We start from the raw sequence: 26844 nt of genomic DNA, 5'->3' as shown, positions 1-26844 counted from the left end.
GGGAAAGGCGAGAGACCAGTGCAGCGCGAGGGATGACCATGGCCGAAGGGCACGTCACCACACAGGAGCGGATCTCCGGGAGGTACTGGCCCCAGGAGGTCGTGCACCAGGAGGAGGGCAGGACCGGCTGGCACGGTCAGGACGTCGAGTTCCAGCGGCCCGTCTCCCTGGTGGAGACGCGGCCCGCGGATCCCGTCCCGGGCGAGAGCCTGCGCCGTACGGCAGCCCGGATCCTGCGGGAGTCCGAGGCCATGGCGCTCGCCTTCCCCGGGCGGGTGGCCACGGTCTTCGACGTCGTCGAGGAGAACGGCGCCCTGTGGACCGTCATGGAACGGATCGAGGGCACGCCGCTGAGCGACGTCCTGCGGCACGGACCGGTCAGCTATGTCCGCGCGGCCCGCATGGGGCTGGAACTGCTCGACCTGCTCGCGGCCGCCCACAATGCCGGCATCGCCCACGGCGACCTCAGCCCCGGCCAGGTGTTCGTGCGGCAGAACGGCCGGATCATCGTGACCGGTTGGGGTCTGCTGGGGGGCGCCGCGGCCCAGCGCATCACCGCACCGTCGTACGCCTCGCCCGAACAGGCCCGGGGTGAGGCCACCGGGCCCGCCTCGGACCTGTGGACCCTCGGGGCGATCCTCTACACGATGATCGAGGGGCGACCGCCCATCCGGGACCGGGGGCCGGTCGACGCGACGCTGCGGGCGGTCGACCGGCTCCCCATCCGGACCCCGGTGAACGCGGGACCGCTGAGCCCCGCCGTGCAGGGGCTCCTCCGCAGGGATCCGCTGGAGCGACTGCCCGAGCCGGTCGTCCGCCTGGCCCTCAACCGCATCCTGCGCGAGGACCCCGAGGAGCAGAAGCAGTTGGCGCCCCTGCCCTGTCTGCGCGACGCGTACGCCGCCGCGTGGCGCACGGGACGGGTATGGGGCAGGCGGTCCATCGGCCGGCCCGTGCTGCTGGGTGTGGCGGCGCTGATCGTGGCCGGGGCCTCGCTCACCGCGCTCGCGCTGACCGGCGAAAGCTCCGACGACACTCCGTCCGTCGCCGTCCCCACGCCGTCCCGTGCGGCCCCCAGCAGTCCCCCCGGCCAGAACTCGCCCACGGCCAGGCCCACTTCTCCCCCGCCCCGCTCCCCCACGCCGACCCCTTCCGCTACGCGCGGTGCACAGGATCCACCGGCGTCGGGCTTCGCCCGCTACCGAGCGCCGGAAGGTTTCTCCATCGACCTGCCCAAGGGCTGGAAGCGTCTTCAGCTCACCGGCCCCACGGACAACTCCTATCGCGTCACCTTCGGCGCCTCCGGAGATCCGCGCACGCTGGCGATCACCTACAGCGAGCGGCTCGGCCCTGACCCCGTCGAGGTCTGGCAGGACCTCGAACCGGCTCTGCGGGAGGCGACGGACGGCTTCGAGCGCATCGGCGACGTCCATTCCGTCGACTACCGCGGACTCGATGCGGCGGACATGGAGTGGTTCTCCGATGTCGACGGCGTGCGTGAGCGGACACAGGGCCGCGGCTTCATCATCGAGCCCGGCCGGGGCTACTCCTTCCGCTGGACCACTCCGGCCAAGGACTGGAACGACTCCGCGAACGAGCAGGCACTCGACGTCTTCTTCCGGTCCTTCGAGGACGAGACCACCGGGTGACCGGGCCGGTCCCCCGGCGAACGCGCGAGCGGGCGGCCGGCGGAAGCGAGCCCTGCCGATCGGGCCTGGCGGGGCGCAACTCCTCCGCCGCGGACCTCAGTCCCCCGCGTCGCAGTGGCCGTCCTGGCGCATCAGCCGGCCCACCCCGAGCCAGTCCTCCCCAACTGGCGCTGCCGCACCGCCGGTTCGAAGGCGGCCATCAGGTCCGCGGTCGCGTACGGCATGCAGCCCCTGAGGACCGACAGGTCGTAGTCCTCAGAAGGCGATGAGTTTGCAACAGTGCCGCTCACGTCAGACGCGAGCGGCCGTCGGGTCTTCGGTAGGCCAGCCAGAGGGCGACGGCCTCCGCGATGGGCAGGCCGGTCTCCAGTTCGATGAAACCGAACTGCCCGCCCTGGTTGCCCTCGAGGAACCACCAGATGCCCTCGTCGTCCTCGGCGAAGTCGAAGGCCGCGAAGGCGAGCCCGGCGAAGGCCATGTACTCCTGGACGGACCTGGCGATGCGGTCGGGTACGGCCGTGGTCTCCCAGAGGTGACCGGTCTCGCCGTAGCGCCCGTCGACCTGCCCCGGAGCGGCTGCCTTCCGCGCGGCGAACAGCCGGGAACCGACGCAGGTCAGCCGGATGTCGGCCCGCTTGGGAACGTACTGCTGGAGCAGCGCGGGGCCGGCCGCGACGCCGGAGAAGTCCGCGTCGGGTCCGATCAGCGTGGTCGGCAGGGAGACCGCGGGTTCACCGGGCGGCGGTCCCGACGCGGACTTCACCACCACGTCCCGGTACTCGGCCGCGAACTGCTGCGCCACCCGCGGCGCGGTCGTGACGACGGTCGGCGGCACGGCGAAACCGCTGAGCTGGGCGATCCGCAACTGCCAGGGCTTGTGGCGGGCCTGCTCCGCGCTGTTCGGGTGGTTCATCCACCGGGTGGCGGCGGAGTAGAGCATGCCGAACAGGGCCTGCCGGGTCTCGGCGGTGAGCCACGGCGAGGGCTGCGCCGCGTGCGCCGCCGGTTCGCCCGGACGGCGCATCCACACGGAGCGCAGCCCTCCCATGCTGAGCACATGGCCGTTGACCGACAGGTGGCCGCTGAAGTCCCCGTGTGCGTAGTCGGCGGACAGCATGGCTTTGCCCGGGAGGTCGGCGGGGTCGAGACGCACCACCGGCACCCCGCGGGCGTGCAGTTCGGCCACCACCATGTCGGCGGTGACGTCCTGCTCGGCGGTGAGGACAAGGACCGTCATCCGCGCGCGGGCGTCAGTCGTCGAAATGCGTCTGGGAGCCGGCGGTCGACGTCGTCGTGCCCGCGGCCATGAGAAGCGCGCGGTCACTCACCGCCGGGCGGCCGTCCGGCAGCACGTTCAGTTGGAGGGACACATCGAACTGGTACAGCGGCAGCGCGGCCGGATGCCCGTTGGGCAAGGCGTAGTTGAGCGTGAACGGTCGCACGAAAATCCTCCCGCGGTCTGACGATGCGTCTACGCACACCGGTACGTGTCACCCTCGTAATGAATTCATCACTTTCCGACACATCCGGGTGAAGGTCGTCACATCGCAATCATCAAATACCTACGATGCGGCGTCCTTGGTGACATGAACGCTGCGATCGATGGGAAGAGTTCCCGCCCGTTTATTTGGTTCCGTGAGAACGCTGTGAGTGTTCTCTGAGGGTTCTCACGGAACCGCAAGACTCTCCGGGGCAGCCCGGCCGGGTCGGACCCCCGCTCGGTGTCGCTCTCTTCGGTGGGCGGGAAGACGCCGCGTGCCGCCCCTCGTCGTCAGGCCGGCGTCCGTCCACGAGCCGTCCGTGGAGCGCCCGTTGACGCGGTACGGACTCGACATACGGGTGCGCCGCGTCCGCGTCGGGCGCGTTGCTGGTGACACCGGTCCCGCCCGGCCGGTCCACCTCCGCGGCCGGGAAGAGCGGACGTCGGGGTGAGTAGACGTACTCATGTCCCCGGCGCCGCGCCCCGACACGATGGGGCCAGCCGGAACCAGGAGCCCAAGGAGCCCATCGATGCCCGGACTTCACCCCGCCTCACCCATGCCCCGACCCGCCACCGAGGCCGTCACTCCGGCACCCGGCACGCGCCGAACGCTCCCGCTGGTGCTCGTCGGGGTCGTCCTCGCGGGGCTCGCCGTCTCGGCCTGGCACCCGCACGACCGGTTGACCTGGCTGCTGGAGACGGTCTGGGTCCTGATCGGCCTTCCGCTGGCCGTGCTGTACCGGCGGCGCTTCCCGCTCACGAACCTGCTGTGCTGTCTGCTCGCGGCGCATGCGCTGGTGCTGGCGCTCGGCGGGCACTACACGTACGCGCAGGTACCGCTGGGTGACTGGGTGCGGGACGGGCTCGGCCTCGACCGCAATCCCTACGACCGGTTCGGTCACCTCATGCAGGGATTCGTCCCGGCAGTCCTGGTGCGCGAGGTGCTGATCCGCACCTCACCGCTGCGCGGCAGCCGCTGGCTGGCGCCGCTCACCGTGTGCGCGTGTCTCGCCTTCAGCGCGGTCTTCGAGATGTTCGAGTGGGCGGCCGCGGTGATCGGCGGAAGCGCGGCGGACGACTTCCTGGCCACCCAGGGCGACGCCTGGGACACCCAGTGGGACATGTTCTGCGCCCTGATCGGCGCGACGGTCTCGGTGCTGCTGCTCAGCCGCCTGCACGACCGGCAGCTCGCGGCGCTCGGGGTGGCGGGGCAGGTGCGGGATGAGCCGACGGCGGCCCGCTAGCGCACCGCACCCCCCGCCGGGCAGGCCCACCGGCGGGGCGAGCGGCAGCGCGCGCCGGCCGCACTCACGCCCGCAGCATTCCCGCCCGTCGCCCTCGTACCGGCCCCGCCACTCTCCGCACCACGCCCGCGTCACTCCCGGCCGTGCGTCTTCGCCTACCAGCGCCCCTCCACCTGCTCCTTGATCCGCCGGTCGTAGAGATCCTGGATCGCGTCCAGTGTCTTTTGGGGCAGGGCCGGCAGCTTCCCGGCTGCCGCGTTGGCGCGGGCCTGTTCCGGCGAGCGGGCGCCCGGGATGACCGTGGTCACGCCCGGCTGCTGCACGATCCAGCGCAGTGCGAGCTGGGCCGGCGTGGAGTCCTCCGGGGCGAGGGCGGAGAACTCGGCCGCCGCCTCGACGCCGGTGGCGAAGTCGACGCCCGAGAAGGTCTCGCCCTGGTCGAAGGCCTCACCGTGGCGGTTGTACGTCCGGTGGTCGTTCGCGCCGAAGACCGTGTCCTTCGTGTACTTGCCGGACAGCAGGCCGGAGGCCAGCGGGACGCGGGCGATGATGCCGACCCCGGCCTCGGCGGCCGCCGGCAGGACCTCACGGAGGGGCTTCATGCGGAAGGGGTTGAGGATGATCTGGACGCTGGCCACGTTCGGGCGGGCGATCGCCGTCAGCGCCTCGTCGCAGGTCTCGACACTCACCCCGTACGCCGCGATCCGCTCCTCCTCGACCAGGGTGTCGAGGGCGTCGAACACCTCGTCGGACGAGTACACGGACGTCGGCGGGCAGTGCAGCTGCACGAGGTCCAGGCGGTCCACGCCGAGGTTGCGCCGGGAACGGTCGTTCCAGGCACGGAAGTTGTCGAGGACGTAGTTCGCCGGGATCTGGTCGACCCGGCGCCCCATCTTGGTGGCGACCCGCACATGGAGGTCCGGCCTGCCGCTGAGGAACGCGGCGATGGTCTGCTCGCTCCGGCCGTCGCCGTACACGTCGGCCGTGTCGAAGAACGTCACGCCCGACTCGGCCGCCGCCTCCAGTACGGCGAGGGCTTCGCGATCATCCACATCACCCCAGTCGGCACCCAACTGCCATGTGCCGAGACCGATGACCGAAGCCTGCTGACCCGACCTGCCGAATTCGCGCTCGTCCATGCCGTCAGTCTGACACCTCAACCTGTCACCGCAGGACAGCCCGCCCCGTTCCACGGGGGACACCCGCGGGGGGCTGTGCGGGACGCCCGCGGCAGCGGCGCGTACAGATGGGTGATGCGCTTCGATCACGGCGCTGATTCGTGTCACCTGCGGCCGGCGTGCGTCCACCGAAGAACCATTCAAGAAGTGAAGGGAGCCACCACGCGGTCGGGACAGGGCGCGCTGTTCACCGGCGCTCGGCCGACCGGACGTTCAGCTGTCCCGGGCAGCACTCGTCTCCGCGCCTTCCGGCACAGGCGGATCGCGGAACAGCAGACGTGCGGGAATCGCCGGCAGCCACCAGTACTTGGCCGCCGTGGGCGAGGCGAGCGACACCGGAACGGAGGTGGCGAAGACCGCCACGACCAGAAGGGCCCGCAGGACCGACCGCCCGAGGTCGCCGGCCGACGCGTTCGCTGTCGCGAGGGCGGGGGCGGCCCGGAGCCGGGCGGACATGGCCGCGATCAGGGCCCCGGCGAGGGCGATGGTCGTGGCGTAGCACGAGGTGGCCACGGCCGTGTCGCCGTATTCGCTGATGACCCGGGTCGGGAAGGGCAGTACGGCGACGACGGCGAGCAGCGCGAGGTAGAGGTGGAGCAGGCAGCGGTCGAGCGCGGCGATCAGGCGGAAGAGCGCGTGCTGCGCCGGCCACAGCGCGCCGATGACGGCGAAGCTCAGCAGATGGGCGCCGAACGCGGGCAGCGCGTCCCGCAGGGCGGTCCCGACCTCGGAGTCGGTCAGGCCGTCGGGGACGGAGATGTCCAGCGCGAGCAGCGTGATGGCGATCGCGAACACCGCATCAGCGAAGGTGACAAGTCGTTCCGGCTCGACCACGACGTCACGGCGGAGGAGACGCAGACAGGGTTGGTCATCAGACAGGCACCAGAGGGGTGACGAACGCCGGTCGGCGTCGAAGGGAACGGGCGGTGGCGGTGCAGGCCTTCTTCTAGCACGCCTTCCTTTGCGCGAGCTGAGAAGTCGCCGCGCACGGCCGACGCGCCGCACCGAGGGCGGAGTACGTCGTCATCCCCGACGCATCGTTCCCTCCGCGATCGGGCGCCTGGAGGACGGCCCGGCGAGCCTCGACATATCGATACCGCTGCCCCTTCCGAGGCGGTGGAGCCTCGGCCGAGGTCAAGACCTCACACCGCCGACGCGTTCAACTCATCGTCAAGACATTCCAATTCGACGGTTCCCCTGTCTTCATGTCTTGACGTGTCTGGTGCAGACCTTTAAGTTCACCGATCACCAAGCCTCCACGAATACGCTCTTCGTTCATGGACGTGAACCCCCCACCATCAGCCACTTCTGAAGGGCTGTGATCCCCTTGATGGCCAGACGATCCCTCGCACGCTCCACCGCGCTGCGCGTCACCCTCTCGACAGCAGCACTGACCCTCTCGGCCAGTGCCCTCACCATGTCCCCCGCCGCCGCGGCCACCGGTACCATCACCGGGCTCGGCGGCAAGTGCCTCGACGTGGCCGGCGCGAGCTCCGCGAACGGCACGGCCGTACAGCTCTACGACTGCAACGGCACCGCGGCCCAGCAGTGGACGGTCGGCTCCGACGGGACCATCCGGGCCCTCGGCAAGTGCCTTGACGTCACCGGCAATTCGACCGCCGACGGCGCCAAGCTCCAGCTGTGGGACTGCGGCGGTGGCGCGAACCAGAAGTGGACCGTCAGCACGTCCCGCGACATCGTCAACCCGCAGGCGAACAAGTGTCTGGACGTCACGGGCAACACCTCGGCCAACGGCACCGCGATACAGATCTGGACCTGTAGCGGCGCGGCCAACCAGAAGTGGACCGCGCCCGCCGCCGACGGGGGCACCACCCCGCCTCCCTCCACGTCCGCGCCGATGGCCGTCGCGCCGTACATCTACAACGGCTGGGGCAGCCCGCCCAACCCCGTTACTGTCATGAACGCGACCGGCGTCAAGTGGTTCACGCTGGCCTTCGTCCTCAGCAACGGCTACTGCAACCCGCAGTGGGACGGCGGCCGCGCCCTGACCGGCGGTGTCGACCAGCAGACCGTGAACAACGTCCGGGCCAACGGCGGCGACGTGATCCCGTCCTTCGGCGGTTACAGCGGCAACAAGCTGGAGAGCTCCTGCTCCAGCGCCGGTGAGCTGGCGGCGGCGTACCAGAAGGTCATCAACGCCTACGGACTCAAGGCCATCGACATCGACCTCGAGGCCGACGCCTACAGCAGCGGGACCGTCCAGCAGCGCACCGTGGACGCCCTCAAAACGGTCAAGGCCAACAACCCGGGTCTCAAGGTGTACGTCACCATCGGCACCGGGCAGAGCGGTCCCGACACCAGCCTCATCAACCGGGCCGCGGCGTCCGGACTGACCGTGGACGCCTGGACGATCATGCCGTTCGACTTCGGCGGCGCCGGCCAGAACATGGGCACACTCACGCAGCGGGCCGCGGAAGGCCTGAAGACGGCGCTCAAGAACGCCTACAAGTACACCGACGACCAGGCGTACCGGGACATGGGCATCTCGTCCATGAACGGCATCACGGACGTCAACGAGACCGTCACGACGGCCGACTTCCAGACCATCCTGACCTACGCGCAGCAGCACCACCTGGCGCGGCTGACGTTCTGGTCGGTCAACCGTGACCGTCCCTGCTCGGGCAGCTACCCGAACAACGACACGTGCTCGGGCGTTTCCCAGACCAACTGGCAGTTCACCAGCATCTTCGCCAAGTACACCGGCTGACGGACGCACTCCTCCCCGCTCACCCCCCATCGACACAGGAGAAATCCGTGCTCAGACGGAACAGACTGTCCGGCCGTCACCGGATACCGAAGGTTCTGACCGCGGTCGCGCTCGTGGCGACCACCGCGACCGGTATCCAGTTCACCTCGGCCTCCTCGGCCAGCGCGAAGCCCGCGGCGGCGGACGCCATACCGACCGGCTACACCACCGTGGTCAACAAGGGCAACGGCAAGTGCGTCGACGTCCGTTCGGCCACGAGCACCGACGGCACCGCCGTCCAGCAGTACTCGTGCAACGGCAGCAGTGCCCAGAACTGGCAGCTGGTGGCCACCAGCGGCGGCTACTACCGGGTGAACAGCAACCTCGACTCCACCAAGGCCTGGGACGTCACCGGCGTTTCCACCGCCGACAACGCGACCACCCAGCTGTGGACGTACTCCGGCGGCAACAACCAGCAGTGGCAGCCCGTCGCCGAGGCGGACGGCGCCTACCACTTCATCAACCGCAACAGCGGGAAGTGCCTGGACGTCCCCAGCGCCTCCACCGCGGACAGCGTGCAGCTGGTGCAGTACACCTGCAACGGCAGCGCCGCGCAGTCCTTCATCCTCGGCGGTGGCACCACGAACCCGCCGGGCACTCCTGACTTCGGTCCCAATGTGACGGTGTTCGACCCGTCGATGTCGTCGTCGAGCATCCAGTCCAAGCTGAACTCGGTCTTCTCCCAGCAGGAGACCAACCAGTTCGGCTCGGCCCGTCAGGCCCTGCTCTTCAAGCCCGGCACCTACAGCGCCAACGCCAACGTCGGCTTCTACACGCAGGTCGCCGGCCTGGGCTTCTCGCCGGACGACGTGACCATCAACGGTTCCGTGCACGCGGAGGCCGACTGGTTCCAGGGCAACGCCACCCAGAACTTCTGGCGCGACGCCGAGAACCTCTCGGTGAACCCGACGGGCGGCACCGACCGCTGGGCCGTCTCCCAGGCCGCCCCGTACCGGCGCATGCACGTGCGCGGCAACCTCGCGCTCGACGACGGCGGCTGGTCCAGTGGCGGTTTCATCTCCGACACCAAGGTCGACGGACAGATCCAGTCCGGCTCCCAGCAGCAGTTCCTCACCCGCAACTCGCAGATGAGCAGCTGGTCGGGATCCAACTGGAACATGGTCTTCGTCGGTGACCAGGGCGCGCCCGCCCAGTCCTTCCCGACGTACACCAACGTCGCCAGCTCGCCGACGATCCGCGAGAAGCCGTTCCTGTACGTCAACAGCGCGGGCGCCTACCAGGTGTTCGTGCCCGGGCTGCAGTCCAACGCCGTCGGCACCACGTGGAGCGGGAAGACCCCGGCGGGCAAGTCCCTGCCGATCGACCAGTTCTACATCGTCAAGCCCGGTGCCACCGCGGCCGACATGAACACCGCTCTCGCGGCGGGCAAGAACCTGCTGGTCACCCCGGGTGTCTACCACCTCAACCAGACGATCAACATCACGCGTCCCGACACGGTCGTGCTGGGCATGGGCCTGGCCACCTTCGTGCCGGACGGCGGGATCACGGCCGTCTCCACCGCCGACGTGGACGGCATCCAGATCGCGGGTCTGCTGATCGACGCGGGCACCACCAACTCCCCGACGCTGATGCAGATCGGCCCGGCCGGCTCGTCCGCCACCCACGCGGCCAACCCGATCCAGCTGTCCGACGTGTTCATCCGGATCGGCGGCGCGACCGTCGGCAAGGCGACCAACTCGCTGGTGATCAACAGCGCCAACACGATCATCGACCACACCTGGATCTGGCGGGCCGACCACGGCAACGGCGGCACGGTCGGCTGGACCACCAACACGGCGGACACCGGCCTCGTGGTCAACGGCAACAACGTCACCGCGTACGGCCTGTTCGTCGAGCACTACCAGAAGACCCAGGTCATCTGGAACGGCAACGGCGGCAGAACGTACTTCTTCCAGAACGAGATGCCCTACGACCCGCCGAACCAGTCGTCCTGGATGAACGGCACCGGAAAGGGCTATCCCGCCTACAAGGTCGCCTCCTCCGTCACCTCCCATGAGGCATGGGGTCTGGGCAGTTACTGCTACTTCAGCTCCAATTCGAGCGTGGTCGCCGATCGCGCCTTCGAGGTGCCGAGCGTGTCGGGGGTCAAGTTCCACGACATGGTGACCGTCTCGCTGGGCGGTGTCGGGACCATCAGCCACATCATCAACAACACCGGAGGACCGTCCAACTCCAGTACCAACGTCGCCTACCTCACCAACTTCCCGTAACCCGCACAGAGAGGATCGCTCAGCAGATGAACACCATCAGATCCGGTCCGGCACGTGCGGCCCTGCGGGTCCTGCTCCTGCTGGCCACGCTGCTCGGCCTGGCGGCACCGCCCGCCGCCCAGGCCAGCACCTCGGCGACACCCTTCAAGGTGCTGGGTCTCTACAGCGGAACCTACGACGCGGCGCACATCGACTTCGAGAAGGAAGCGAACGACTGGTTCCCGAAGCAGGCCGCGGCGAACGGCTTCACGTACACGTCCAGCAACAACTGGGACCTGCTCGCCAACGGTGGCGTCAATGCCTACCAAGTCGTGCTGTTCCTGGACGACTTGCCGCAGACGGCCGCACAGCGGAGCGGTTTCGAGACGTACATGCGGGGCGGCGGCGCCTGGATGGGCTTCCACGTCTCGGCCTTCACGACCAACGCCTCGGCCTGGTCCTGGTACCACAACACGTTCCTCGGCAGCGGTAACTTCGCCACGAACACCTGGGGTCCCACGTCGGCGGTGCTGAAGGTCGAGGACCGTACGCACGCGTCCACCAAGAACCTGCCGGCCACGTTCACCTCGTCGGTCAGCGAGTGGTACAGCTGGTCCAACGACCTGCGGCAGAACCCGAACATCAAGATCCTGGCCTCGGTCGACCCCAGCAGCTTCCCGCTGGGCACGGACCCCAACCAGAGCTGGTACAGCGGGTACTACCCGATCCTGTGGACCAACACGCAGTACAAGATGCTGTACGCGAACTTCGGTCACAACGCGATGAACTACTCGACCAACACGCGTACATCGTCGACGTTCGCGAGTGCGAGTCAGAACCAGTTCCTGCTCGACGGGCTGAAGTGGCTGGGCGGTGGCACCACCACCACCCCGCCGGACGGCTCGATCTCCGAGACGTCCTGGTACTCGCTGACGAACGCCGGCAACGGCACCTGTGTGGACGCCCGTTCGGCCGCCACGGCGAACGGCACGGCGATCCAGCAGTACGCCTGCAACGGTACGCAGGCTCAGCAGTTCCAGTTCCGCTCGACCGACAGCGGCTACCGGCAGGCCGCCATCCGGCCCAACCCGGCGCAGGCCATCGACGTGACCGGTGTCTCGACGGCCGACAACGCGCCGCTCCAGCTGTGGAGTTACTCGGGCGGGCAGAACCAGCAGTGGCTGCCGGTGAAGGAGAGCACCGGGCGCTACCACTTCACGGCCCGGCACAGCGGCAAGTGCCTGACCTCGGCGAGCGCCTCGACGAACAGCGTCCAGCTCACCCAGCGCACCTGTGACGGATCCACCGCACAGAGCTTCACGCTCACCGCACAGCCGTAACCGCACCGTCCTGACCGATCGGCACAAGGGTGCCCCCGCCGCACACCAGCGGCGGGGGCACCTGTCTGTCGTGGGTGACTAACTGGCCAGCCCGGCGAGCTCGGTGCCCGCGAGGAGGAAGGCGCCGACACCGAAGTTCGCGGTGCTGTTGTAGGTGATGGGCTGGCTCGACTCCGGGCGGTCGCCGACGTTCTGCACGTATCCCAGGACGCCGTCCGGGTGTACGGCGGTGGCGACGAGGCCGTTCCACGCGCGGGCCGCCACCGGGAGGTAGGTGGCCCGGTCGACCAGGCCGGCGGCGATCGCGTACGCCGTGCCGTAGACGAAGAAGGACGTGCCGCTGGTCTCGGGGCCGGGCAGGTGCGCGGCGTCGGCGAGGTTGACGTTCCAGAAGCCGTCGGTGCGCTGCACCTTGGCCACGGCCACCACCAGCCGGGTCAGCGCGTCCCGGTACTCGGCGGTGTGCCGTTCGGTCGACGGCAAAGCCTTGAGGGTCTTGGTGTGTCCGCCGGCCACCCATCCGTTGCCGCGCGACCACACGACCGGCTTGCCCGAGGGCGAGAGGATTCCGCCGGGCAGGAACCGCTTGTCCCGGTACCACAGGCCCGTCGAGGCGACGTACAGACCGGGACCGCCCTCGACGCGCTTGGTGTGGTTGTGGAGCGCGTACACCTTCTCCCAGTACTGGGGGTCGTTGCGGAGGGCGCCGATGCGGGCGAAGGGCGGCATGGCCATGTGCAGCGCGTCGTCCCACCACCAGTCGTCGTTCTTGGCCGGCTGGTCCGTGTAGACCATGCGGTGCAGCGACGTCTCGATCGCGGTGAGCTTGTGCTCGTCGGGCTCGCGCTCGTACAGATCGAGGTAGGCCTGCCCGGCGCAGTGGTTGTCGGCGTGACGCGTGGTGACTCCGCCGCTGAGGCCGTAGGCGTGCTTCTCCGCCCAGCTGCGGGCGTAGCCGAGATAGGTGGTGCTGCCGGTCAGGCCCTGGAGGGCGAGCAGTCCGCTGAAGAAGGTGGCGTTGGCCCACCCGTTGTCGCCGGAGTTCGTGTGGGCGCCCGTCCACTGGTCGGCGACGCGCCGCAGGACGGAGATGATCGCCGCTCTCGACGGCAGTTGCGGCGAGGGGGCCAGGGGGGCGGCTTGCGCGGTGCCCGTCAGTGGGGGGACGAGGGCGGCGGAGGCGGTCAGGGCGGCGGAGGCGGAGAGCAGGCGTCGTCTATGCATATGAACAACTCCTACGGGTGGGGACATTCATCCTCACCGTCCGCGCCCTCGCATGTCCATGACCCGTCGTCAGCTTGTTGCTGCCGCACGGGAGTTGCCGATACGGGCGCCATTCACATGGGAGAACGCCGGTGCCAGGGACACGGACCACCGCCCGGCGGTGTGCCCTTGCCGACGCCGGGCGTACCGACCACCGCTCAGCGGTTTCCCCCGAGAGCCCAACCCTTCGGGCTCCTCGTGGGTCTCACCCGGCAAGTACCGGAAAGGGACACGTATGCGCAGACACATCCTCTCCGCCGGGGCCGTCACGGCCCTGGTCGGAGGCATCGCTCTCGCGGGGGCGTCCTCGTTCACGTCGAGTGCCGCGCAGGAGGCCGACCACGCGGCGGCGGCGGGCGGGAGCGGAACGCAGGCGAAGGCGGCCGTCCCTGGCAAGCCCGCCGACATCGACGGCGACGGCTACGACGACCTGGGGATCGGGGCGCCCGCCGCGTCGGTCAAGGGCCACGCGAGTGCCGGTTATGTCGCCCTCACCTTCGGCTCCGCGACCGGTGTCAAGGTCACCCGCCACCAAGGGCTCACCCAGTCCCACGCGGGCGTGCCCGGCACGCCCGAGGCCGGGGACCGGTTCGGGTCCGCGGTCGCCTGGGGGGACCTGGACGGCGACGGTCATGCCGACCTGATCGTCGGGGCGAGCGGTGAGGCCATCGGCGAGGTGAAGGGCGCCGGCTCCGTGACGGTCGTCTTCGGTTCCTCCGCGGGGCTCTCGGACCGGGCCATCGCCTTCCACTCGCCGAGTGTGAAGGCACACCAGGCCTTCGGCGGCCGGCTCGCGGTGGGCGACTTCAACCACGACGGGCTGCGGGACCTCGCGGTGGCCGACGGCACGAAGGTCGACGTCGTGCAGGGCGCGAAGAACCTGCGCTCCACGCCGACACCGAAGATCACCCGCTTCACCCCGCCGGGCGGCGGCGCCGGCACCACCGGCGTCTCCAGCGGTGACGTCAACGGCGACGGGTTCGCCGACCTGGTGACCGTGGCCTACAACGACGATCCGGCCGACGAGGGGACACTCGGCGTACTGCCCGGCTCCAGGAGCGGGCTGAAGAGCACGCCGCTGGGCGCGAGCGTCGGTCTGCCCTTCGCCGACTACAAGGCCGTGGTGGGCGACGTGAACGGCGACGGCAAGGACGACGTCGTCATCGACACCGTCTTCGAGGACGGGCCCGACGACTATCTGCTGCGCACCTTCCCGGGCACCGCGAGCGGGCTCGACAAGGCCGGCGCGGTGGCGTGGACCGGCGGACCGCACGAGGGCATCGCCAACAAGCTCGCGGACGTCAACCACGACGGTTACGACGATCTCCTCGTCAGCAACACCACCGCCGCCGACAGCGACGGCTTCTCGAACGCCGGCTCGCTCACCGTCCTGTCCGGCAGCAAGAACTGGCTCACCGCGACCGGCGCGCAGACCATCTCGCTCGACACGAAGGGTGTCGTCGGGGTCGCCGAGACGAACGACCAGTTCGGCACGGCACTCGCGCCCGCCGACTACAACGGCGACGGCAAGGCCGACCTGGCGGTGGGTGTGCGCGGCAAGTGGCGCAACACGGGCGCCGTCAGCATGCTCTACGGCGGTTCGAGCGGCCTGACCGGGGAGGGGTCCATCCTGTTCGGTCCGGACTCGTTCGGCTACGCGGCCGTCAACTCGACCTTCGGCGCGGCTCTTTCGGCGTCGCCGGCGTCCTGACGAAGGGCGGCACGGCGGGCACGTACGCGTCGAGACGGAGGCCGGTCCCCCGTGGGGGACCGGCCTCCGTCTCATCGGCCTCCGCCGCTCACACCCTGCGCCAGCGGGCCATCGCGAAGGAGAACAGCCCGAACAGGACCAGACCCACCGCGACGATCACCAGGAGCCAGGGGCCCACCGGCGTCTGTGCGAACGACCTCAGGGTGTCGTCGAGGCCCTTGGCCTTGTCGGGTTCGTAGTCGACCGCGGCTCGTACGGCGAAGCCGCCGGCCACCGCGAACACCAACCCGCGCGCCGCTCCACCGGCCACCCCTGCCGTGTCTACCGCACGGCGCGTCGCCCGGGTCATCTCACCGAGCTTCATGTGCTTGTGGTACTTGCGCATGACGGCCCGTGCCCCGATCCACACGCCGGCCACCATGATGCCGATGCCGCCCAGGCCGACGATCCACTGCCCACCGGGTATCTCGAGCACCCGGGCCGTCACGTCCCGGGACTGCTTGTCGCTGGAACTCCCGCCGCCCGCGCCCGCGGCGAAGGAGAGCACGGAGTACGCCACGAACGCGTAGAACACACAGCGCACGGCCGACAGCAGCCGCTTGCGTGCGGCGCCCCCGTCCTGGCCGGCCGCACCGAAGACGACCTCGGACAGCCGCCACAGCGCCATACCGACCACGCCGGCGCCGAGGGCCCACAGCAGCACGGCGCCGAAGGGCTTCGCCGCTATCTCCTCCAGCGCCCCGCCCCGGTCCGCCTGGCGATGGCCCTCGCCGAAGGCGATCTGGATCGCCAGGATGCCGACCAGTACATAGATCACGCCTCGCGCGGTCAGGCCTGCCTTCGCCGCGCCTTCCGTCGCTGAGCCCTTCGCCGCCCGGCGGGCCCTCAGCCGGCCACCCCTCATCGCAGCGTCCATGTTCATACGGACCGGATCTCGTGCGACGACTTGTCTTCCAGCCTGAGCTGGAGCTGGACTTCCTGGTCGCCCGCGTCCTCGCCCAGCTCATGCACGGTGAAGACCTCGCCCAGCACCTCCTGGACCCGTTTCACCGCGAGGGGGCTGCCCTGCACATCCGCCGTCACGGGCGCCGAGAGGCCTGCCGGTGGGACCGACGCGTCCGCGGCTCCGCCGGACGCGGAAGCGTCGTCGGCCCCGGACGTGTCGAAGGTGCCGGCCCACATGGTGGGGCGGTGCTCCCTGGATTCATGGGGCGCGTCCTCGGCACACCGGTCCGAGGAGAAGCGACTGCACAGTGCCGCGAACAGGCTCCCGGCGTCCGCCGCGGAGCAGTCGCTGAGCACCACGTGAACCTGCGATGCGGCCAGCGGACTCGTAGTCATGAAAACCTCTCCCTCTCGCCTGCGTACAGGCAAGCTGTCGTGCTGCAACGGGTACCCCGCAGGGGGCGGTGAAACGGGGTGCCGCGCATGTCGTCTGTGGGCGTACACCCCCAGGTCAGCAGGGTCCGTGAGCTATGTTGAGTCCTTGTGGGACGCGAAGGAGGCGACTCGGTGCCATCGCCGCAGCAGGCACGCGCACAGTCATCCGCGATCACCTCGGGGAAAACGGCCCCTGAGGCGGGCGCGGCTCCGACGTCCCAGCTCAGGGAACTGTTCGACGGCCCCCGCCTCTCCCCCGGTCAGCGGCGCATCGCCCAGTACCTGATCGAGCACATCACCGAAGCCGCGTTCCTCTCGATCACCGATCTCGCCGAGCGGGTGGGCGTCAGCCAGCCGTCGGTGACCCGTTTCGCCGCGGCGGTCGGCTTCAGCGGCTACCCCGCACTGCGGGAGAAGCTCCAGGCCATCGCCCTCAGCACCCTGGGCAGCGCCCCCACGACACCGGCGGAGAACCGCAGCAACGAACTGCAGGCCGCGGTCGACGCCGAGATCGAGAACCTGGAGAACCTGCGGCGGGACTTCGGCGACCCCGACCAGGTCATCGCCCTCGGCCGCGCGCTGTCCCGGTCGACCCCGCTGACGGTGCTGGGGCTGCGGATCTCCGTCTCGCTGGCCGAGTACTTCGCGTACGCCGCACGCCGTATCCACCCGGACGTGCGCCTGGTGACGCGGGGCGGCAGCGTCGCGTACGACGCCCTCCTCCAGTCGCGTGCGGCGGGCGGCACCTGGGTGCTGGCCTTCACCATGCCCCGGCACGCCCAGGAGACGCTCACCGCGGTCCGGGTCGCGCGAGGCGCCGGGCTGCGGGTCGCCCTGGTCACCGATCTCGCCCTCGGTCCGCTGGCGGACGAGGCCGACATCACCTTCGCCACCGGCACCGGCTCGCGCCTGGTCTTCGACTCGTACGCGGCTCCCGCGGTGCTGTCCGCGGCCCTGCTCCAGGCGATGACCGACGCCGATCCCGAGCGGACGCAGGCCCGCCTGGAGGAGTACGAGCAGATCGCGGACCAGCACCACTTCTTCCTGAAGGACTGAGCCCCGGCCGCTGAGCCGGATTCCCGGCCTCCGGCGCGCCCGCACGTCGCTCACCCCTGCCGTTCCGGCCTCGCCCGGCCCCCTGCGACCTCCTCGGCACCCTGCGTGACCAGGGCATCACGGGACGATCCCCTTTATTTCGCGCATGAATTTTTTCATGTCCTTGCGTAACTGGCGGTATATATAAATACTTCTGGCGGATCGCGACCCCCGATGCCCCGGGGGTGGCGGTCCGTCGTCCGCCCGGGGCCGCCCGCTCCTACCCGCATCGGGTCCCGGGTGTGCGGACGGGACTCGCTCGCGCGAGTGCCGTGGTGGCGGCCCCGGTCAATCCCCTAGGTCGGGGCCGCCCCAGAATCCCCCCACCTCAGCCGCCGACGCACCCCGGAAGCGATGAACATGGCTCTGACTTACTCCCCGACCAGCACGGACTGGCCCTGCCAGGTCAAGAACCCCGGAAGCTACGACTGGGAGAGATCGGCGGCCAGGTGGCTGCGCGAGCTGGTGCCGGCCCGCTACGCCAGCTACCCGGCGCTGATGCGCCACCCCGTACTGCTCGCCCGCCACGCGCAGATACAGGTGCAGCACGAGATGCGGGTCGCCCGCACCGCTCTGCAGACCGCCCGGGCCGAACTGCCCGCACTCGGGATCCCCGAGTCCGTCATCGAGCACACGATCAAGATGTACGCCGCCGAGGTGCTGCAGCTGCAGCACATCGCCCGCAGCATCAGGGCCGTCAGCCAGGCACTCATCGACAACGGCACCACCCGCGCCGCGCACTGACCGCGGACGGAACCCGGTCGCGCGCCGGTGCATGACCCGCGTCGGACGTGGCACACGATGTGACCATGAGCGCCACCGACGATCAGCACGGCGATCCGATCACGACCGTCCTCACCTGGCAGGTACGCCCGGGCCATGAGACCGAGTTCGAGGAGTGGACCCGCGGGATCACCCGCTGCGCCCGGCAGTTCCCCGGAAACGAGGGGGTCTCCTGGTTGCAGCCCGAGGAGGGCAACCTCTTCCACGCGGTGCTGCGCTTCGCCGACGCACGGCGGCTCACCGAGTGGCTCGCCTCACCCGAGCGCGCCGAGTGGCACGCGCGGATCGAGGACATCGCCGGCGAGGTCAGCAGCGAACGGCAGTCGACGACGGGGATGGAGACCTGGTTCAGCCTCCCGGGCACCGCGGTGCAGTCACCGGCGCGCTGGAAGATGGTCCTCACCACGTTCCTGGGCGCCTATCCGTGCACCTTGCTGGTCCAGTGGCTGGTGACGCCGCGGACGGCCGCCTGGCCCCTGCCCCTGCGCGCCGCCGTCTTCCCCCTCATCCTGCTGCCCCTGCTGACGTATGTGATCATGCCCCGGCTCAGCCGGCTGTTGCGGCTCTGGCTCTACCCGACGCCGGACGCCTGATCGCCGCCGCGGCGGGTACGCGGAACCGTGGTAATTTCCCCCGCGGCGGCGCGGCCGTGCCTGCCCCGGACGAGATGTGCGCCGTACCCGGTCCGCAAGACGACGCACCTGAGGAGACGTCGTGGACGCGCCAAGGCCGCAGGACATCGTCACCACCGCATCCGGCGGACCCCGCACGCTCGGCGTGCGGTGGATCCACGGATCGCCGTCGGCCAAGCACAACACGGACCCCGACATCCAGACCCACGCGTACGACGAACACACCGTCGTGCTGCGGCAGAACAAGGCGGTCGACTACGAAGCGCCGTTCATGTTCCTGCTGTTCGGTGAGGCCCGGGCCGTACTCGTCGACACCGGTGCCACGGCCTCGCCCGAGCATTTCCCGCTGCGCCGGGTGGTCGACGGGCTGATGGACAAGTGGCTGGCGGCCCACCCGCGCGACGGTTACGAACTGCTCGTCCTGCACACTCACCCGCACGGCGACCACATCGCGGGCGACGGCCAGTTCGCCGACCGGCCGGCCACCCGGATCGTGGACGCGGCGCTCGACAGCGCCTGGACCTTCTTCGGGTTCCACGACGGCCCCGAGGCCGTCGCGCGCCTCGACCTCGGGGGCCGCGTGCTGGAGTGCCTGGCCACACCGGGCCACCACGAGGCGTCGGTGACGTACTACGACCCCTGGACCGGGTTCCTGCTCACCGGTGACACCGTCTACCCGGGCCGCCTGTACGTCGACGACTGGCCGGCCTTCACCCGCACCGTCGACCGGCTGATCGACTTCTGCGCGCGCCGTACCGTCACCCATGTCCTCGGCTGTCACATCGAGATGACCCGGCGGCCCGGCGAGGACTATCCGGTCCGCACCACCTATCAGCCCGACGAGCCGCCGCTGCAGATGACCACCGCCCAGCTGCGCGACCTCCGCGCGGCGATCGGGACGGTCGGGGACCGGCCCGGACGGCACGCCTTTCCCGACTTCGTCATCTGCCGTCGCGACACACCGCACCCGGCGGCACCGGAGGACCGCACGCTCGACGAGGGTGTGCGGGACGGCAGCGCACCCGACGACGACTAGGACACAGACATGGACTCCACGACCTGGACCGTGATCCTCGTCGCCGCGATCCTCGCGGCGGCCCTGCTGGGCATGGCGGTCGTCCTGCTGGTCCGGCTCGTGCGCACCCGCCGTGATCTGCGCCGCGCCGGGCTGCCGTCCGGACCCCGCTGGGTCTTCTGGGGCGCCGTCGTCTACCTCGTCCTGCCGACCGATCTGCTGCCCGATCCGGTCTATCTGGACGACATCGGGGTGCTGCTGCTGGCCCTGAGGTCGCTCCGTGCCCCCGTCGCGCCGAGGGAACCGCGGGGTACCGGCAAGGCGTTGTCGGAGTAACGGCCCCGGGCCGCGGGCGACAGCGGGCCGCCCGTGGCGCAGGGGCCGGTACGGATCCCCTCCCCGACGGGCGGCGCGATGAGCGAGCTGGTTCCCGGGGGCAATGTGCCCCTGCCGGACGGCACCCTGACGCTGCGGGTGCCGGGCCCCTTCGACGTCTCCGCCCTCATCACCGACGACGGCGGAAAGGTGCGCGGCGACGGCGACTTCGTTTTCTACAACCAGCCCGGCGCTCCCGGCGTGCGGCTGCGCGGCGAGGCACTGATCGTCGATCCGCCGCGCCTGCGGGCGGGAGCGGCCCGGCTCACGGTGGTCATCAGCCCGGCCGATCCCGGCACCCCGTTCGGGCGCCTGCCCTCGCCCGTCCTGCAGGTCACCGGGCCGGGCGGCCGCGTGCTCGCCCGGTTCGCGCCGGCGCGCCCGCAGCGGGAGACGGTCCTGCTGCTCGCGGAGATCTACCGGCGCGGCCCGGGCTGGAAGCTGCGCGCCCTCGGCCAGGGGTACGCGGACGGACTGGCGGGCGTGGCACGGGACTTCGGCATCGAGGTGACGGAGGAGCCGGCCGCTGCGACCGGAGGCAGCGCCGCCCGCGCTCCGGCGAGGGGCAGGACCACCGCGGCGCCGGCCAGGGGCGGCGCCGGAGTGGCCTCAGGAGGCAGGGGCTCAGCGCCCTGGGCCGCCGCCCCCACGCCCACGCCCGGTGGCGGTTCGCGTGCCGACGACCGCACGGACGGTTTCCTCGACCGGGTGAACTCCGCCCGGATCAAGGCCGGTTCCCCTCCCGTGTCGCTCGACGCACGGCTCATGGAGGCGGCGCGGGCCCATGCCTCGGCCATGGCCGTCGCGGGGCGTCTGGGCAGCGAGAGCCCGGACGGTGTCTCCGTCCACCAGCGCGTCACCGCGAGCGGATACGCGTATCTGACCGTCGGTGAGCAGCTGGTCTCCGGGCCGCGCACCCCGGCCGAGTTCGTCGAGTACTGCCTCTCCGCCAACCGTTCCCGGCTGATCCTGTGCGAACCACGGTTCCTCCACACGGGCCTGGCCCGGGCCGCCGACCCCCGCACCGGTGACCAGTACTGGACCGCGTTGTGGGCATCCCCCTTCTCCCCCGCCGGACTGGCGCGGACGGCCGCCGAGGTCCTCGCCCTCACCAACGCCGAGCGGACCGCGGCCGGTCTGCCGCCCCTGGCCGACGACACCCTGCTCACGACCGCGGCCCAGGCACACAGCGCCGACATGGTGACCCGCGACTTCTACTCCCACACCTCCCCCGACGGCCGTGAGCCCTGGCACCGGGCGACCGCCGCGGGTTGTCGCCATCGCGCCGTCGGGGAGAACATCGCGTGCGGCCAGCGCTCCCCCGCCGAGGTCGTCCGCGGCTGGATGGACAGCCCCGGACACCGCGCCAACATCCTCAAGCCCGACTTCACCCACCTGGGCATCGGCTTCGCCGGCGGCGGCAGGGCGGGCACGTACTGGACGCAGCTCTTCGGAGGCTGACGCCTGGTGCGGACCGGACAGTCCTCGCCGGGCCGCCGGGTGACGCCCAGCCGGGGGCCCGGAGTGTCAACTCCACGAAATCACCCCGCTGTCCTGCAACCCGCGGACGCTTCCGGCGCGTAGACATGGTGCCGTCGGCCGTATCCACGGCGCGGTTCGTGTCGGGCATGCGCACCGGCGAAGGACATGGGGAGAAGCAACAGATGGTCTCAAGAACGGTGGGCACAGGGTCGGCGCTCGGCGCGGTTCTGCTGTCCCTCCTGGCGGTGCCCGCACAGGCCGCCGCACCAGCGGACGCCAAGGCGCCTTCCGCGACCGCGGGTACCGCGGACGCCAAGGCGCCTTCCGCGACCGCGGGTACCGCGGCCGCCGACGCGTTGGCGGCGCCGGACATGGCGGGTCTGGACGCGGTCCTGCGGACCGCGCTGACCCAGGGAGCACCCGGCGCGATGGCGCGGATCGACGACAACGGCACCGCCCGCACGGCGGCCGAGGGTGTCGCCGACCGGTCCACCGGACGCGCACTCAGCACCGACGACCGCTTCCGCGTGGGCAGCGTGACCAAGAGCTTCTCCGCCGTGGTGCTGCTGCAGCTGGTGGACGAGGGCAAGGTCGACCTGGACACGTCGGTGAACGCCTATCTGCCCGGGCTGCTGCCCGACGACCGGATCACGGTGCGCCATGTGCTGAGCCACCGCAGCGGCCTGTACGACTACACGAACGACATGTTCGCGCAGACCGTCCCGGGCTTCGAAGCAGTGCGCAACAAGGTGTACACGTACCAGCAGTTGGTGGACCTGTCGCTGCGGAAGCCGCTCAACAACGCGCCGGGCGCCGCCTATTCGTACTCCAACACCAACTTCGTGGTCGTGGGCATGCTCATCGAGAAGCTCACCGGCCACCCCGTGGGCACCGAGTACCAGAACCGCGTCATCGAGCCGCTGCATCTCACCGACACCTCATATGTGCACCCCGCCACGGCGATCGCGGGCCGGCACGCCAACGGCTACCTCACCCCGGACGCGGCCGGGGCGGCCCTGGTGGACTCCACCGAGCAGACCGTCTCCTGGGCGCAGAGCGCGGGCGCTGTCATCTCCAGCACCCGGGACCTGGACACCTTCTTCTCGGCGTTGCTGGCCGGCCGGCTCACCTCCGCCGCGCAACTGGCGCAGATGCGGCAGTGGGTACCGGTCAACAGCACCCAGGGCTACGGCCTCGGGCTGCGCCGCCGTGACCTGTCGTGCGGTGTCTCCGTGTACGGGCACACGGGGACTGTGCAGGGCTTCTACACCTACGCGTTCACCTCCGAGGACGGCAGCCGCAGCATCACCGCACTCGCCAACACGTCCAACAACGCCACCGTCCTCAACACCATGGCGGGCACGCTGGAGTCGGCCTTCTGCGGCAAAGCCGCCGCCAAGGCCGCCACCCGGAGTGCGGCGCCGGTGGAGCGGCACGAGGACATCGCGCCGGGTATCGCCCGCGACTGACACTCGACGACGGCCTCGGGCCAGGGGGCGGCGGCGGATGTCTGCCGGTGCTGCGCCGGTAGCGGTCTCGGGCCAGGAGCCGGCGGCGGATGTCCGGTTGCGGCCTCGGGTCAGGAGGCCGCGGCGGACGTCCGGTTCCGCAACCACCGCCCGGCTTCGGCCGGGCGGTGGAAGCGGATCACCTCCAGCGGTGCGAAACGGGGGTCGTCGGCGCGCCGGCCGATCTCGGCGCGCCGGGCGGCGTGCTGGGTCCAGGCCCACCACGCCGGATGGTCCCGGCGGAACCAGTCGCTCACGGTCTCCCGGTTGCCGCCGAAGACCCGCTCGCGCGACAGCGTCCGGCGCAGCGAGCGCCGCAGGATCCTCGGCATGATCACGCGCCGGGAATAGTCCAGCCACACGACCGTGTCGGCACGCTCCCACAAAAGATCGCGGACCTCGGGATAGCCGAGCGAGTCGAATATCCAGCCCGGTCCCTCGGTGATCCGCCCGATCTCAGCGACGAATTCGTCGTTCACCGCCCAGCCGGGTCCGGTAAAGTACAGCGAGTCCATCTCGTGGTACGGCACAGCGAGTTGCTCTGCCAGGCGCCGGGCCAGAGTGGATTTCCCGGCACCGCTGATACCGACCACGAGAACGCGTTTCATCCGGCGAGGATACGGCGGCCCGGTCACACCCCGTCGATCCGGCCCAGCAGCCGGTTGTTCGGGCGGCGGTGCGGCGGCTGGTCCGGAGCCGGGCGCAGCCGGGGCGCGGGGATGTCGCGGTGATGCGGTTTGTCGGCGTCGACGGTGAGCGGCTCACGGTAGTGGTGGATCGTCAGGGGCTCCCCGGCGAGCAGGATGTAGCTGGCCGTGCCCGCCTTGATCTCCACCCGCAGCCGGCGTCCGAGCAGCTCCAGCGTGAAGGCGAGCCGGCTGAACCGCTCCGGCAGCCGGGGCGCGAACTCGATCGTCTCGCCGTGGTGGCGCAGCCCGCCGAAGCCCGCGACCAGCGCCATCCAGGTGCCGGCGAGGGAGGCGATGTGCAGTCCGTCGCGGGTGTTCTGCTCCAGGTCCTCCAGATCCATCAGCGCCGCCTCGACCAGATAGTCGTAGGCGAGATGGGGATGTCCGGCCTCGACGGCGATGACCGCCTGGCAGCACGCCGACAGAGAGGAGTCGCGGACGGTGAGGGGCTCGTAGTAGGCGAAATTGCGGGCCTTGTGCTCATCGTCGAAGAAAGGGCTGCACTTGTACATCGCGAGCACCAGGTCCGCCTGTTTCACGACCTGCTTGCGGTAGATGTCGAAGTAGGGGAAATGCAGCATCAGCGGATACTGCTCGGGGCCGGTGGCGGAGAAGTCCCAGCGCTGATAGCGGGTGAATCCGGAGTGCTGCTCGTGCACACCCAGCTCGTCGTTGTAGGGAATGTGCATGGCCTCGGCGGCATCACGCCAGGCGGCGCTCTCCTCGTCGTCGACACCGAGGGCCGCGGCCTGCCGGGGATGGCGCTCCACGACGTCGGCGGCGGCCAGCAGGTTCGTACGGGCCATGAGATTGGTGTACGTGTTGTCGTCCGCGACCGCGCTGTACTCGTCCGGGCCCGTCACCCCGTCGATGTGGAACTTGCCCTGATGGTCGTGGTGGCCCAGTGAGCGCCACAGCCGGGCCGTCTCCACCAGCAGTTCGACGCCGGTGTCCCGTTCGAAGCGGTGGTCGCCGGTGACGGCCGTGTAGCGCACCACGGCGTCGGCGATGTCGGCGTTCACATGGAACGCGGCGGTGCCGGCCGGCCAGTACGCCGAACCCTCGGAGCCCTCGATGGTCCGCCAGGGGAAGGCCGCGCCCTTGAGGCCGAGCTGGACGGCCCGGTCGCGGGCGGCGGGCAGCGTGTTCTGCCGCCAGCGCAGCGCCTCGGACACGGCGCCGGGAGAGGTGTACATGAGCAGGGGCAGCACGAACGTCTCGGTGTCCCAGAAGGCGTGTCCGTCGTATCCCGAGCCCGTGAGGCCCTTCGCGGGGATGGCTCGCTGCTCGGCACGGGCACCGGCCTGCAGGACGTGGAAGAGAGCGAAACGGACGGCCTGCTGGATCTCCTCGTCGCCGTCCACCTCGACGTCCGCCCGGGCCCAGAAACCGTCCAGGTACGCGCGCTGTTCGTCGACGAGCCCCTGCCAGCCGCCGCTGGTGGCGCCCGCGAGCGCCGCGTCGACCTGGTCGCTCACGGCGGGCAGCGAGCGGGAGCTCGACCAGCCGTGCGAGACGAGCTTCTCCACGCGCAACTTCTCGCCGGGGGCGAGGACCGAGGTGACGGTGAGGCGGGCGACGTTCTCGCTGCTCTCGCTGTCCGTCGCGGTCCCGTCGGGGCCCGTGACGCGGTGGTCGGCGGCCGCGCCGACGCGCAGGCCACTGCGCCGGGTGCGGTGCACGAGCCGCAGCCGGCGGCCCTCCGCGAAGTGCTCCTCCGGCTCCAGCGGCGAGTCCAGGGCCACCGCGGCCCGCGGGTCGCCGTTGCGGCCCGGCAGCTGCTCGTTGGCGACGAGTTCCGACTGGACGACGATCCTGGCCTCGCTGTCGACGGCCTCGACCTCGTAGGCGACGGCGGCGATCGCGCGCTGGGTGAAGGACACCAGCCGCGTCGAGCGCACCCGGACCGTCGTCCCGGCCGGCGACGTCCACTCACAGGTGCGGGTGAGCAGGCCAGTGCGCAGGTCGAGTACGCGCTCGTGCGACCGCAGCCGTCCGTAGCGCAGGTCGAACGGCTCGTCGTCGACCAGCAGCCGGATAATCTTCCCGTTGGTGACGTTGATGACGGTCTGCCCGGACTCGGGATAGCCGTATCCCGCCTCGGCGTAGGGCAGCGGGTGGGTCTCGTGGACACCGTTGAGATAGGTGCCCGGCAGGCCGTGCGGTTCCCCTTCATCGAGATTGCCGCGCCAGCCGACATGGCCGTTGGACAGCGCGAAGACCGACTCGCTCTGCGGCAGGACCTCCAGATGGAGGACGTGTTCGCGCAGGGCCCAGGGCTCGACGGCGTACGAGGTGTGAGTGATCACCGCTGCGCCCCCAGTTCGGCGAGATCCCGTACGACGACGTCGGCGCCGTGGGCGCGCAGGGCGTCGCCCTGGCCGACGCGGTCGACACCGACCACGTATCCGAAGTGGCCCGAGCGGCCGGCGTCCATACCGGCCAGCGCGTCCTCGAAGACGGCGGCGGCCGGCGCGTCGACGCCCAGGTCCTTGGCGGCGGCCAGGAACGTGTCCGGTCGCGGTTTGCCGGGCAGCTGCCGTTCGGCCGCGACCACGCCGTCGATACGGACGTCGAAGAGGGCCTCCGCTCCGACCGACTTCAGGACGTCCTCGCAGTTGGCGCTGGAGGAGACCACCGCGGTGCGCAGCCCGTGCGCGCGGACGGCCTCGACGTAGCGCAGTGTGCTGTCGTAGGCCTCGACTCCGTCGGTGCGGATCAGCTCCAGGAGCAGGTCGTTCTTGCGGTTGCCGAGTCCGTGGACCGTCTCGTCGTCCGGGGAGTCCTCGGGCTTGCCCTCGGGCAGTTCTATGCCGCGGGAGGCGAGGAAGGAGCGGACGCCGTCGGCGCGGGGGCGTCCGTCCACGTACTCGTCGTAGTCGGCGTCACCGAAAGGGCGGAAGCCGTCGCCGTCGCGTCGGCGCAGGAAGTCGTCGAACGTTCGCTTCCACGCGGCCGCGTGCACGACAGCGGTCTTGGTGATCACCCCGTCGAGATCGAAGAGGCAGGCCTGGATTTCTTTCGGGAGACCGAGCTCAGTCAT

General features: G+C 70.4%; 23 protein-coding genes and 1 riboswitch. Of the genes, 13 read left to right on the top strand and 10 right to left on the bottom strand.

The window, feature by feature from the left end; translation table 11 throughout:
* The first annotated feature begins 38 nt into the window (after positions 1–38).
* A complete protein-coding gene (locus ACFVYF_RS24175; protein ID WP_389458465.1) occupies positions 39–1649 on the top strand; it encodes a serine/threonine protein kinase in 1611 nt (536 codons plus the stop codon).
* 286 nt (positions 1650–1935) lie between these two features.
* Here ACFVYF_RS24175 and tgmB read toward each other — a convergent pair whose 3' ends face one another.
* Entirely contained in the window at positions 1936–2886 is a 951-nt protein-coding gene (tgmB, locus tag ACFVYF_RS24170; protein WP_389458463.1) for an ATP-grasp ribosomal peptide maturase, read from the bottom strand.
* 13 nt (positions 2887–2899) lie between these two features.
* Complete coding sequence (tgmA, locus tag ACFVYF_RS24165) at positions 2900–3091, bottom strand: putative ATP-grasp-modified RiPP (protein ID WP_389458461.1); 192 nt, start codon at positions 3089–3091, stop codon at positions 2900–2902.
* Positions 3092–3686: 595 nt separating this feature from the next.
* On the opposite strand from tgmA, the gene ACFVYF_RS24160 reads away from it, so the two are divergent.
* Positions 3687–4373: a DUF2238 domain-containing protein gene (locus ACFVYF_RS24160; RefSeq protein WP_389458683.1), complete on the top strand. Its 687-nt coding sequence runs from the start codon at positions 3687–3689 to the stop codon at positions 4371–4373.
* Positions 4374–4528: 155 nt separating this feature from the next.
* Here ACFVYF_RS24160 and ACFVYF_RS24155 read toward each other — a convergent pair whose 3' ends face one another.
* Together ACFVYF_RS24155 and ACFVYF_RS24150 are read right to left on the bottom strand one after the other, a co-directional pair.
* Positions 4529–5512 (bottom strand): aldo/keto reductase, encoded by a 984-nt coding sequence (locus ACFVYF_RS24155; RefSeq protein ID WP_389458459.1) that lies wholly within the window; start codon positions 5510–5512, stop codon positions 4529–4531.
* 252 nt (positions 5513–5764) lie between these two features.
* Positions 5765–6385 carry a TMEM175 family protein gene (locus ACFVYF_RS24150; protein WP_389458457.1) on the bottom strand — a complete coding sequence of 207 codons (621 nt, stop codon included), beginning with the start codon at positions 6383–6385 and terminating at the stop codon, positions 5765–5767.
* Positions 6386–6881: 496 nt separating this feature from the next.
* Here ACFVYF_RS24150 and ACFVYF_RS24145 point away from each other — a divergent pair, with 496 nt between their 5' ends.
* Genes ACFVYF_RS24145 through ACFVYF_RS24135 form a run of 3 tightly spaced genes read left to right on the top strand, consistent with a single transcriptional unit; the run spans position 6882 to position 11868 of the window.
* Complete coding sequence (locus ACFVYF_RS24145; protein ID WP_389458455.1) at positions 6882–8279, top strand: lectin; 1398 nt, start codon at positions 6882–6884, stop codon at positions 8277–8279.
* 47 nt (positions 8280–8326) lie between these two features.
* Positions 8327–10549: an RICIN domain-containing protein gene (locus ACFVYF_RS24140; RefSeq protein WP_389458453.1), complete on the top strand. Its 2223-nt coding sequence runs from the start codon at positions 8327–8329 to the stop codon at positions 10547–10549.
* Between the two features lie 26 nt (positions 10550–10575).
* Positions 10576–11868 (top strand): ThuA domain-containing protein, encoded by a 1293-nt coding sequence (locus tag ACFVYF_RS24135; RefSeq protein ID WP_389458451.1) that lies wholly within the window; start codon positions 10576–10578, stop codon positions 11866–11868.
* A gap of 78 nt (positions 11869–11946) precedes the next feature.
* Here the strand turns inward: ACFVYF_RS24135 and ACFVYF_RS24130 are convergent, their stop codons facing one another.
* The gene (locus ACFVYF_RS24130) at positions 11947–13092 is read right to left on the bottom strand and encodes a glycoside hydrolase family 88 protein (RefSeq protein WP_389458449.1); all 1146 of its coding nucleotides are present in this window, start codon (positions 13090–13092) and stop codon (positions 11947–11949) included.
* Between the two features lie 274 nt (positions 13093–13366).
* Between ACFVYF_RS24130 and ACFVYF_RS24125 the strand changes: the two genes are divergently transcribed.
* Entirely contained in the window at positions 13367–14842 is a 1476-nt protein-coding gene (locus ACFVYF_RS24125) for an FG-GAP-like repeat-containing protein (RefSeq protein WP_389458447.1), read from the top strand.
* A gap of 88 nt (positions 14843–14930) precedes the next feature.
* Here the strand turns inward: ACFVYF_RS24125 and ACFVYF_RS24120 are convergent, their stop codons facing one another.
* On the bottom strand, positions 14931–15764 hold the full coding sequence (locus tag ACFVYF_RS24120) for a DUF1206 domain-containing protein (protein ID WP_389458445.1): 834 nt from the start codon (positions 15762–15764) through the stop codon (positions 14931–14933).
* Positions 15761–16183, bottom strand: coding sequence for a hypothetical protein (locus ACFVYF_RS24115; protein ID WP_389458443.1), 423 nt, complete (start codon positions 16181–16183; stop codon positions 15761–15763). The genes ACFVYF_RS24120 and ACFVYF_RS24115 overlap by 4 nt, the downstream gene beginning before the upstream one ends.
* 171 nt (positions 16184–16354) lie before the next feature.
* On the opposite strand from ACFVYF_RS24115, the gene ACFVYF_RS24110 reads away from it, so the two are divergent.
* The 7 genes from ACFVYF_RS24110 (at position 16355) to ACFVYF_RS24080 (ending at position 23073) form a co-directional block, all read left to right on the top strand.
* A complete protein-coding gene (locus tag ACFVYF_RS24110; protein ID WP_389458441.1) occupies positions 16355–17278 on the top strand; it encodes a MurR/RpiR family transcriptional regulator in 924 nt (307 codons plus the stop codon).
* 393 nt (positions 17279–17671) lie between these two features.
* On the top strand, positions 17672–18061 hold the full coding sequence (locus ACFVYF_RS24105; RefSeq protein ID WP_389458440.1) for a hypothetical protein: 390 nt from the start codon (positions 17672–17674) through the stop codon (positions 18059–18061).
* A gap of 65 nt (positions 18062–18126) precedes the next feature.
* The gene (locus tag ACFVYF_RS24100; protein ID WP_389458438.1) at positions 18127–18693 is read left to right on the top strand and encodes an antibiotic biosynthesis monooxygenase; all 567 of its coding nucleotides are present in this window, start codon (positions 18127–18129) and stop codon (positions 18691–18693) included.
* Between the two features lie 42 nt (positions 18694–18735).
* Positions 18736–18802, top strand: a riboswitch (guanidine-III (ykkC-III) riboswitch).
* A gap of 12 nt (positions 18803–18814) precedes the next feature.
* Entirely contained in the window at positions 18815–19768 is a 954-nt protein-coding gene (locus ACFVYF_RS24095) for an MBL fold metallo-hydrolase (RefSeq protein ID WP_389458436.1), read from the top strand.
* A 9-nt stretch (positions 19769–19777) separates the two neighbouring features.
* Positions 19778–20083 (top strand): DUF1232 domain-containing protein, encoded by a 306-nt coding sequence (locus tag ACFVYF_RS24090; RefSeq protein WP_389458435.1) that lies wholly within the window; start codon positions 19778–19780, stop codon positions 20081–20083.
* Between the two features lie 78 nt (positions 20084–20161).
* Positions 20162–21583 (top strand): CAP domain-containing protein, encoded by a 1422-nt coding sequence (locus tag ACFVYF_RS24085; RefSeq protein ID WP_389458433.1) that lies wholly within the window; start codon positions 20162–20164, stop codon positions 21581–21583.
* Positions 21584–21786: 203 nt separating this feature from the next.
* Positions 21787–23073 carry a serine hydrolase domain-containing protein gene (locus ACFVYF_RS24080; protein ID WP_389458432.1) on the top strand — a complete coding sequence of 429 codons (1287 nt, stop codon included), beginning with the start codon at positions 21787–21789 and terminating at the stop codon, positions 23071–23073.
* A gap of 110 nt (positions 23074–23183) precedes the next feature.
* Here the strand turns inward: ACFVYF_RS24080 and ACFVYF_RS24075 are convergent, their stop codons facing one another.
* From ACFVYF_RS24075 to ACFVYF_RS24065, 3 genes are read right to left on the bottom strand one after another with little or no spacing between them, the layout of a single operon-like run.
* Complete coding sequence (locus ACFVYF_RS24075; protein WP_389458430.1) at positions 23184–23720, bottom strand: adenylate kinase; 537 nt, start codon at positions 23718–23720, stop codon at positions 23184–23186.
* Between the two features lie 23 nt (positions 23721–23743).
* Positions 23744–26110 carry a glycoside hydrolase family 65 protein gene (locus ACFVYF_RS24070; RefSeq protein ID WP_389458428.1) on the bottom strand — a complete coding sequence of 789 codons (2367 nt, stop codon included), beginning with the start codon at positions 26108–26110 and terminating at the stop codon, positions 23744–23746.
* Positions 26107–26844: a beta-phosphoglucomutase family hydrolase gene (locus ACFVYF_RS24065; RefSeq protein WP_389458426.1), complete on the bottom strand. Its 738-nt coding sequence runs from the start codon at positions 26842–26844 to the stop codon at positions 26107–26109. The genes ACFVYF_RS24070 and ACFVYF_RS24065 overlap by 4 nt, the downstream gene beginning before the upstream one ends.

This window comes from Streptomyces sp. NPDC058274, from assembly GCF_042881375.1.
Lineage (GTDB): Bacteria > Actinomycetota > Actinomycetes > Streptomycetales > Streptomycetaceae > Streptomyces.
The sequence above is the reverse complement of the archived record's forward strand: the minus strand, read 5'-3'. Positions and strand labels throughout refer to the sequence as shown.

Excerpts from the sequence above, each read along its gene's own strand:
- ACFVYF_RS24175 (WP_389458465.1), top strand. The coding sequence starts at position 39 with ATGGCCGAAGGGCACGTCACCACACAGGAGCGGATCTCCGGGAGGTAC.
- tgmB (WP_389458463.1), bottom strand. The coding sequence starts at position 2,886 with ATGACGGTCCTTGTCCTCACCGCCGAGCAGGACGTCACCGCCGACATG.
- ACFVYF_RS24160 (WP_389458683.1), top strand. The coding sequence starts at position 3,687 with ATGCCCCGACCCGCCACCGAGGCCGTCACTCCGGCACCCGGCACGCGC.
- ACFVYF_RS24155 (WP_389458459.1), bottom strand. The coding sequence starts at position 5,512 with ATGGACGAGCGCGAATTCGGCAGGTCGGGTCAGCAGGCTTCGGTCATC.
- ACFVYF_RS24145 (WP_389458455.1), top strand. The coding sequence starts at position 6,882 with ATGGCCAGACGATCCCTCGCACGCTCCACCGCGCTGCGCGTCACCCTC.
- ACFVYF_RS24135 (WP_389458451.1), top strand. The coding sequence starts at position 10,576 with ATGAACACCATCAGATCCGGTCCGGCACGTGCGGCCCTGCGGGTCCTG.
- ACFVYF_RS24130 (WP_389458449.1), bottom strand. The coding sequence starts at position 13,092 with ATGCATAGACGACGCCTGCTCTCCGCCTCCGCCGCCCTGACCGCCTCC.
- ACFVYF_RS24125 (WP_389458447.1), top strand. The coding sequence starts at position 13,367 with ATGCGCAGACACATCCTCTCCGCCGGGGCCGTCACGGCCCTGGTCGGA.
- ACFVYF_RS24120 (WP_389458445.1), bottom strand. The coding sequence starts at position 15,764 with ATGAACATGGACGCTGCGATGAGGGGTGGCCGGCTGAGGGCCCGCCGG.
- ACFVYF_RS24115 (WP_389458443.1), bottom strand. The coding sequence starts at position 16,183 with ATGACTACGAGTCCGCTGGCCGCATCGCAGGTTCACGTGGTGCTCAGC.
- ACFVYF_RS24105 (WP_389458440.1), top strand. The coding sequence starts at position 17,672 with ATGAACATGGCTCTGACTTACTCCCCGACCAGCACGGACTGGCCCTGC.
- ACFVYF_RS24100 (WP_389458438.1), top strand. The coding sequence starts at position 18,127 with ATGAGCGCCACCGACGATCAGCACGGCGATCCGATCACGACCGTCCTC.
- ACFVYF_RS24090 (WP_389458435.1), top strand. The coding sequence starts at position 19,778 with ATGGACTCCACGACCTGGACCGTGATCCTCGTCGCCGCGATCCTCGCG.
- ACFVYF_RS24085 (WP_389458433.1), top strand. The coding sequence starts at position 20,162 with ATGAGCGAGCTGGTTCCCGGGGGCAATGTGCCCCTGCCGGACGGCACC.
- ACFVYF_RS24080 (WP_389458432.1), top strand. The coding sequence starts at position 21,787 with ATGGTCTCAAGAACGGTGGGCACAGGGTCGGCGCTCGGCGCGGTTCTG.
- ACFVYF_RS24075 (WP_389458430.1), bottom strand. The coding sequence starts at position 23,720 with ATGAAACGCGTTCTCGTGGTCGGTATCAGCGGTGCCGGGAAATCCACT.
- ACFVYF_RS24065 (WP_389458426.1), bottom strand. The coding sequence starts at position 26,844 with ATGACTGAGCTCGGTCTCCCGAAAGAAATCCAGGCCTGCCTCTTCGAT.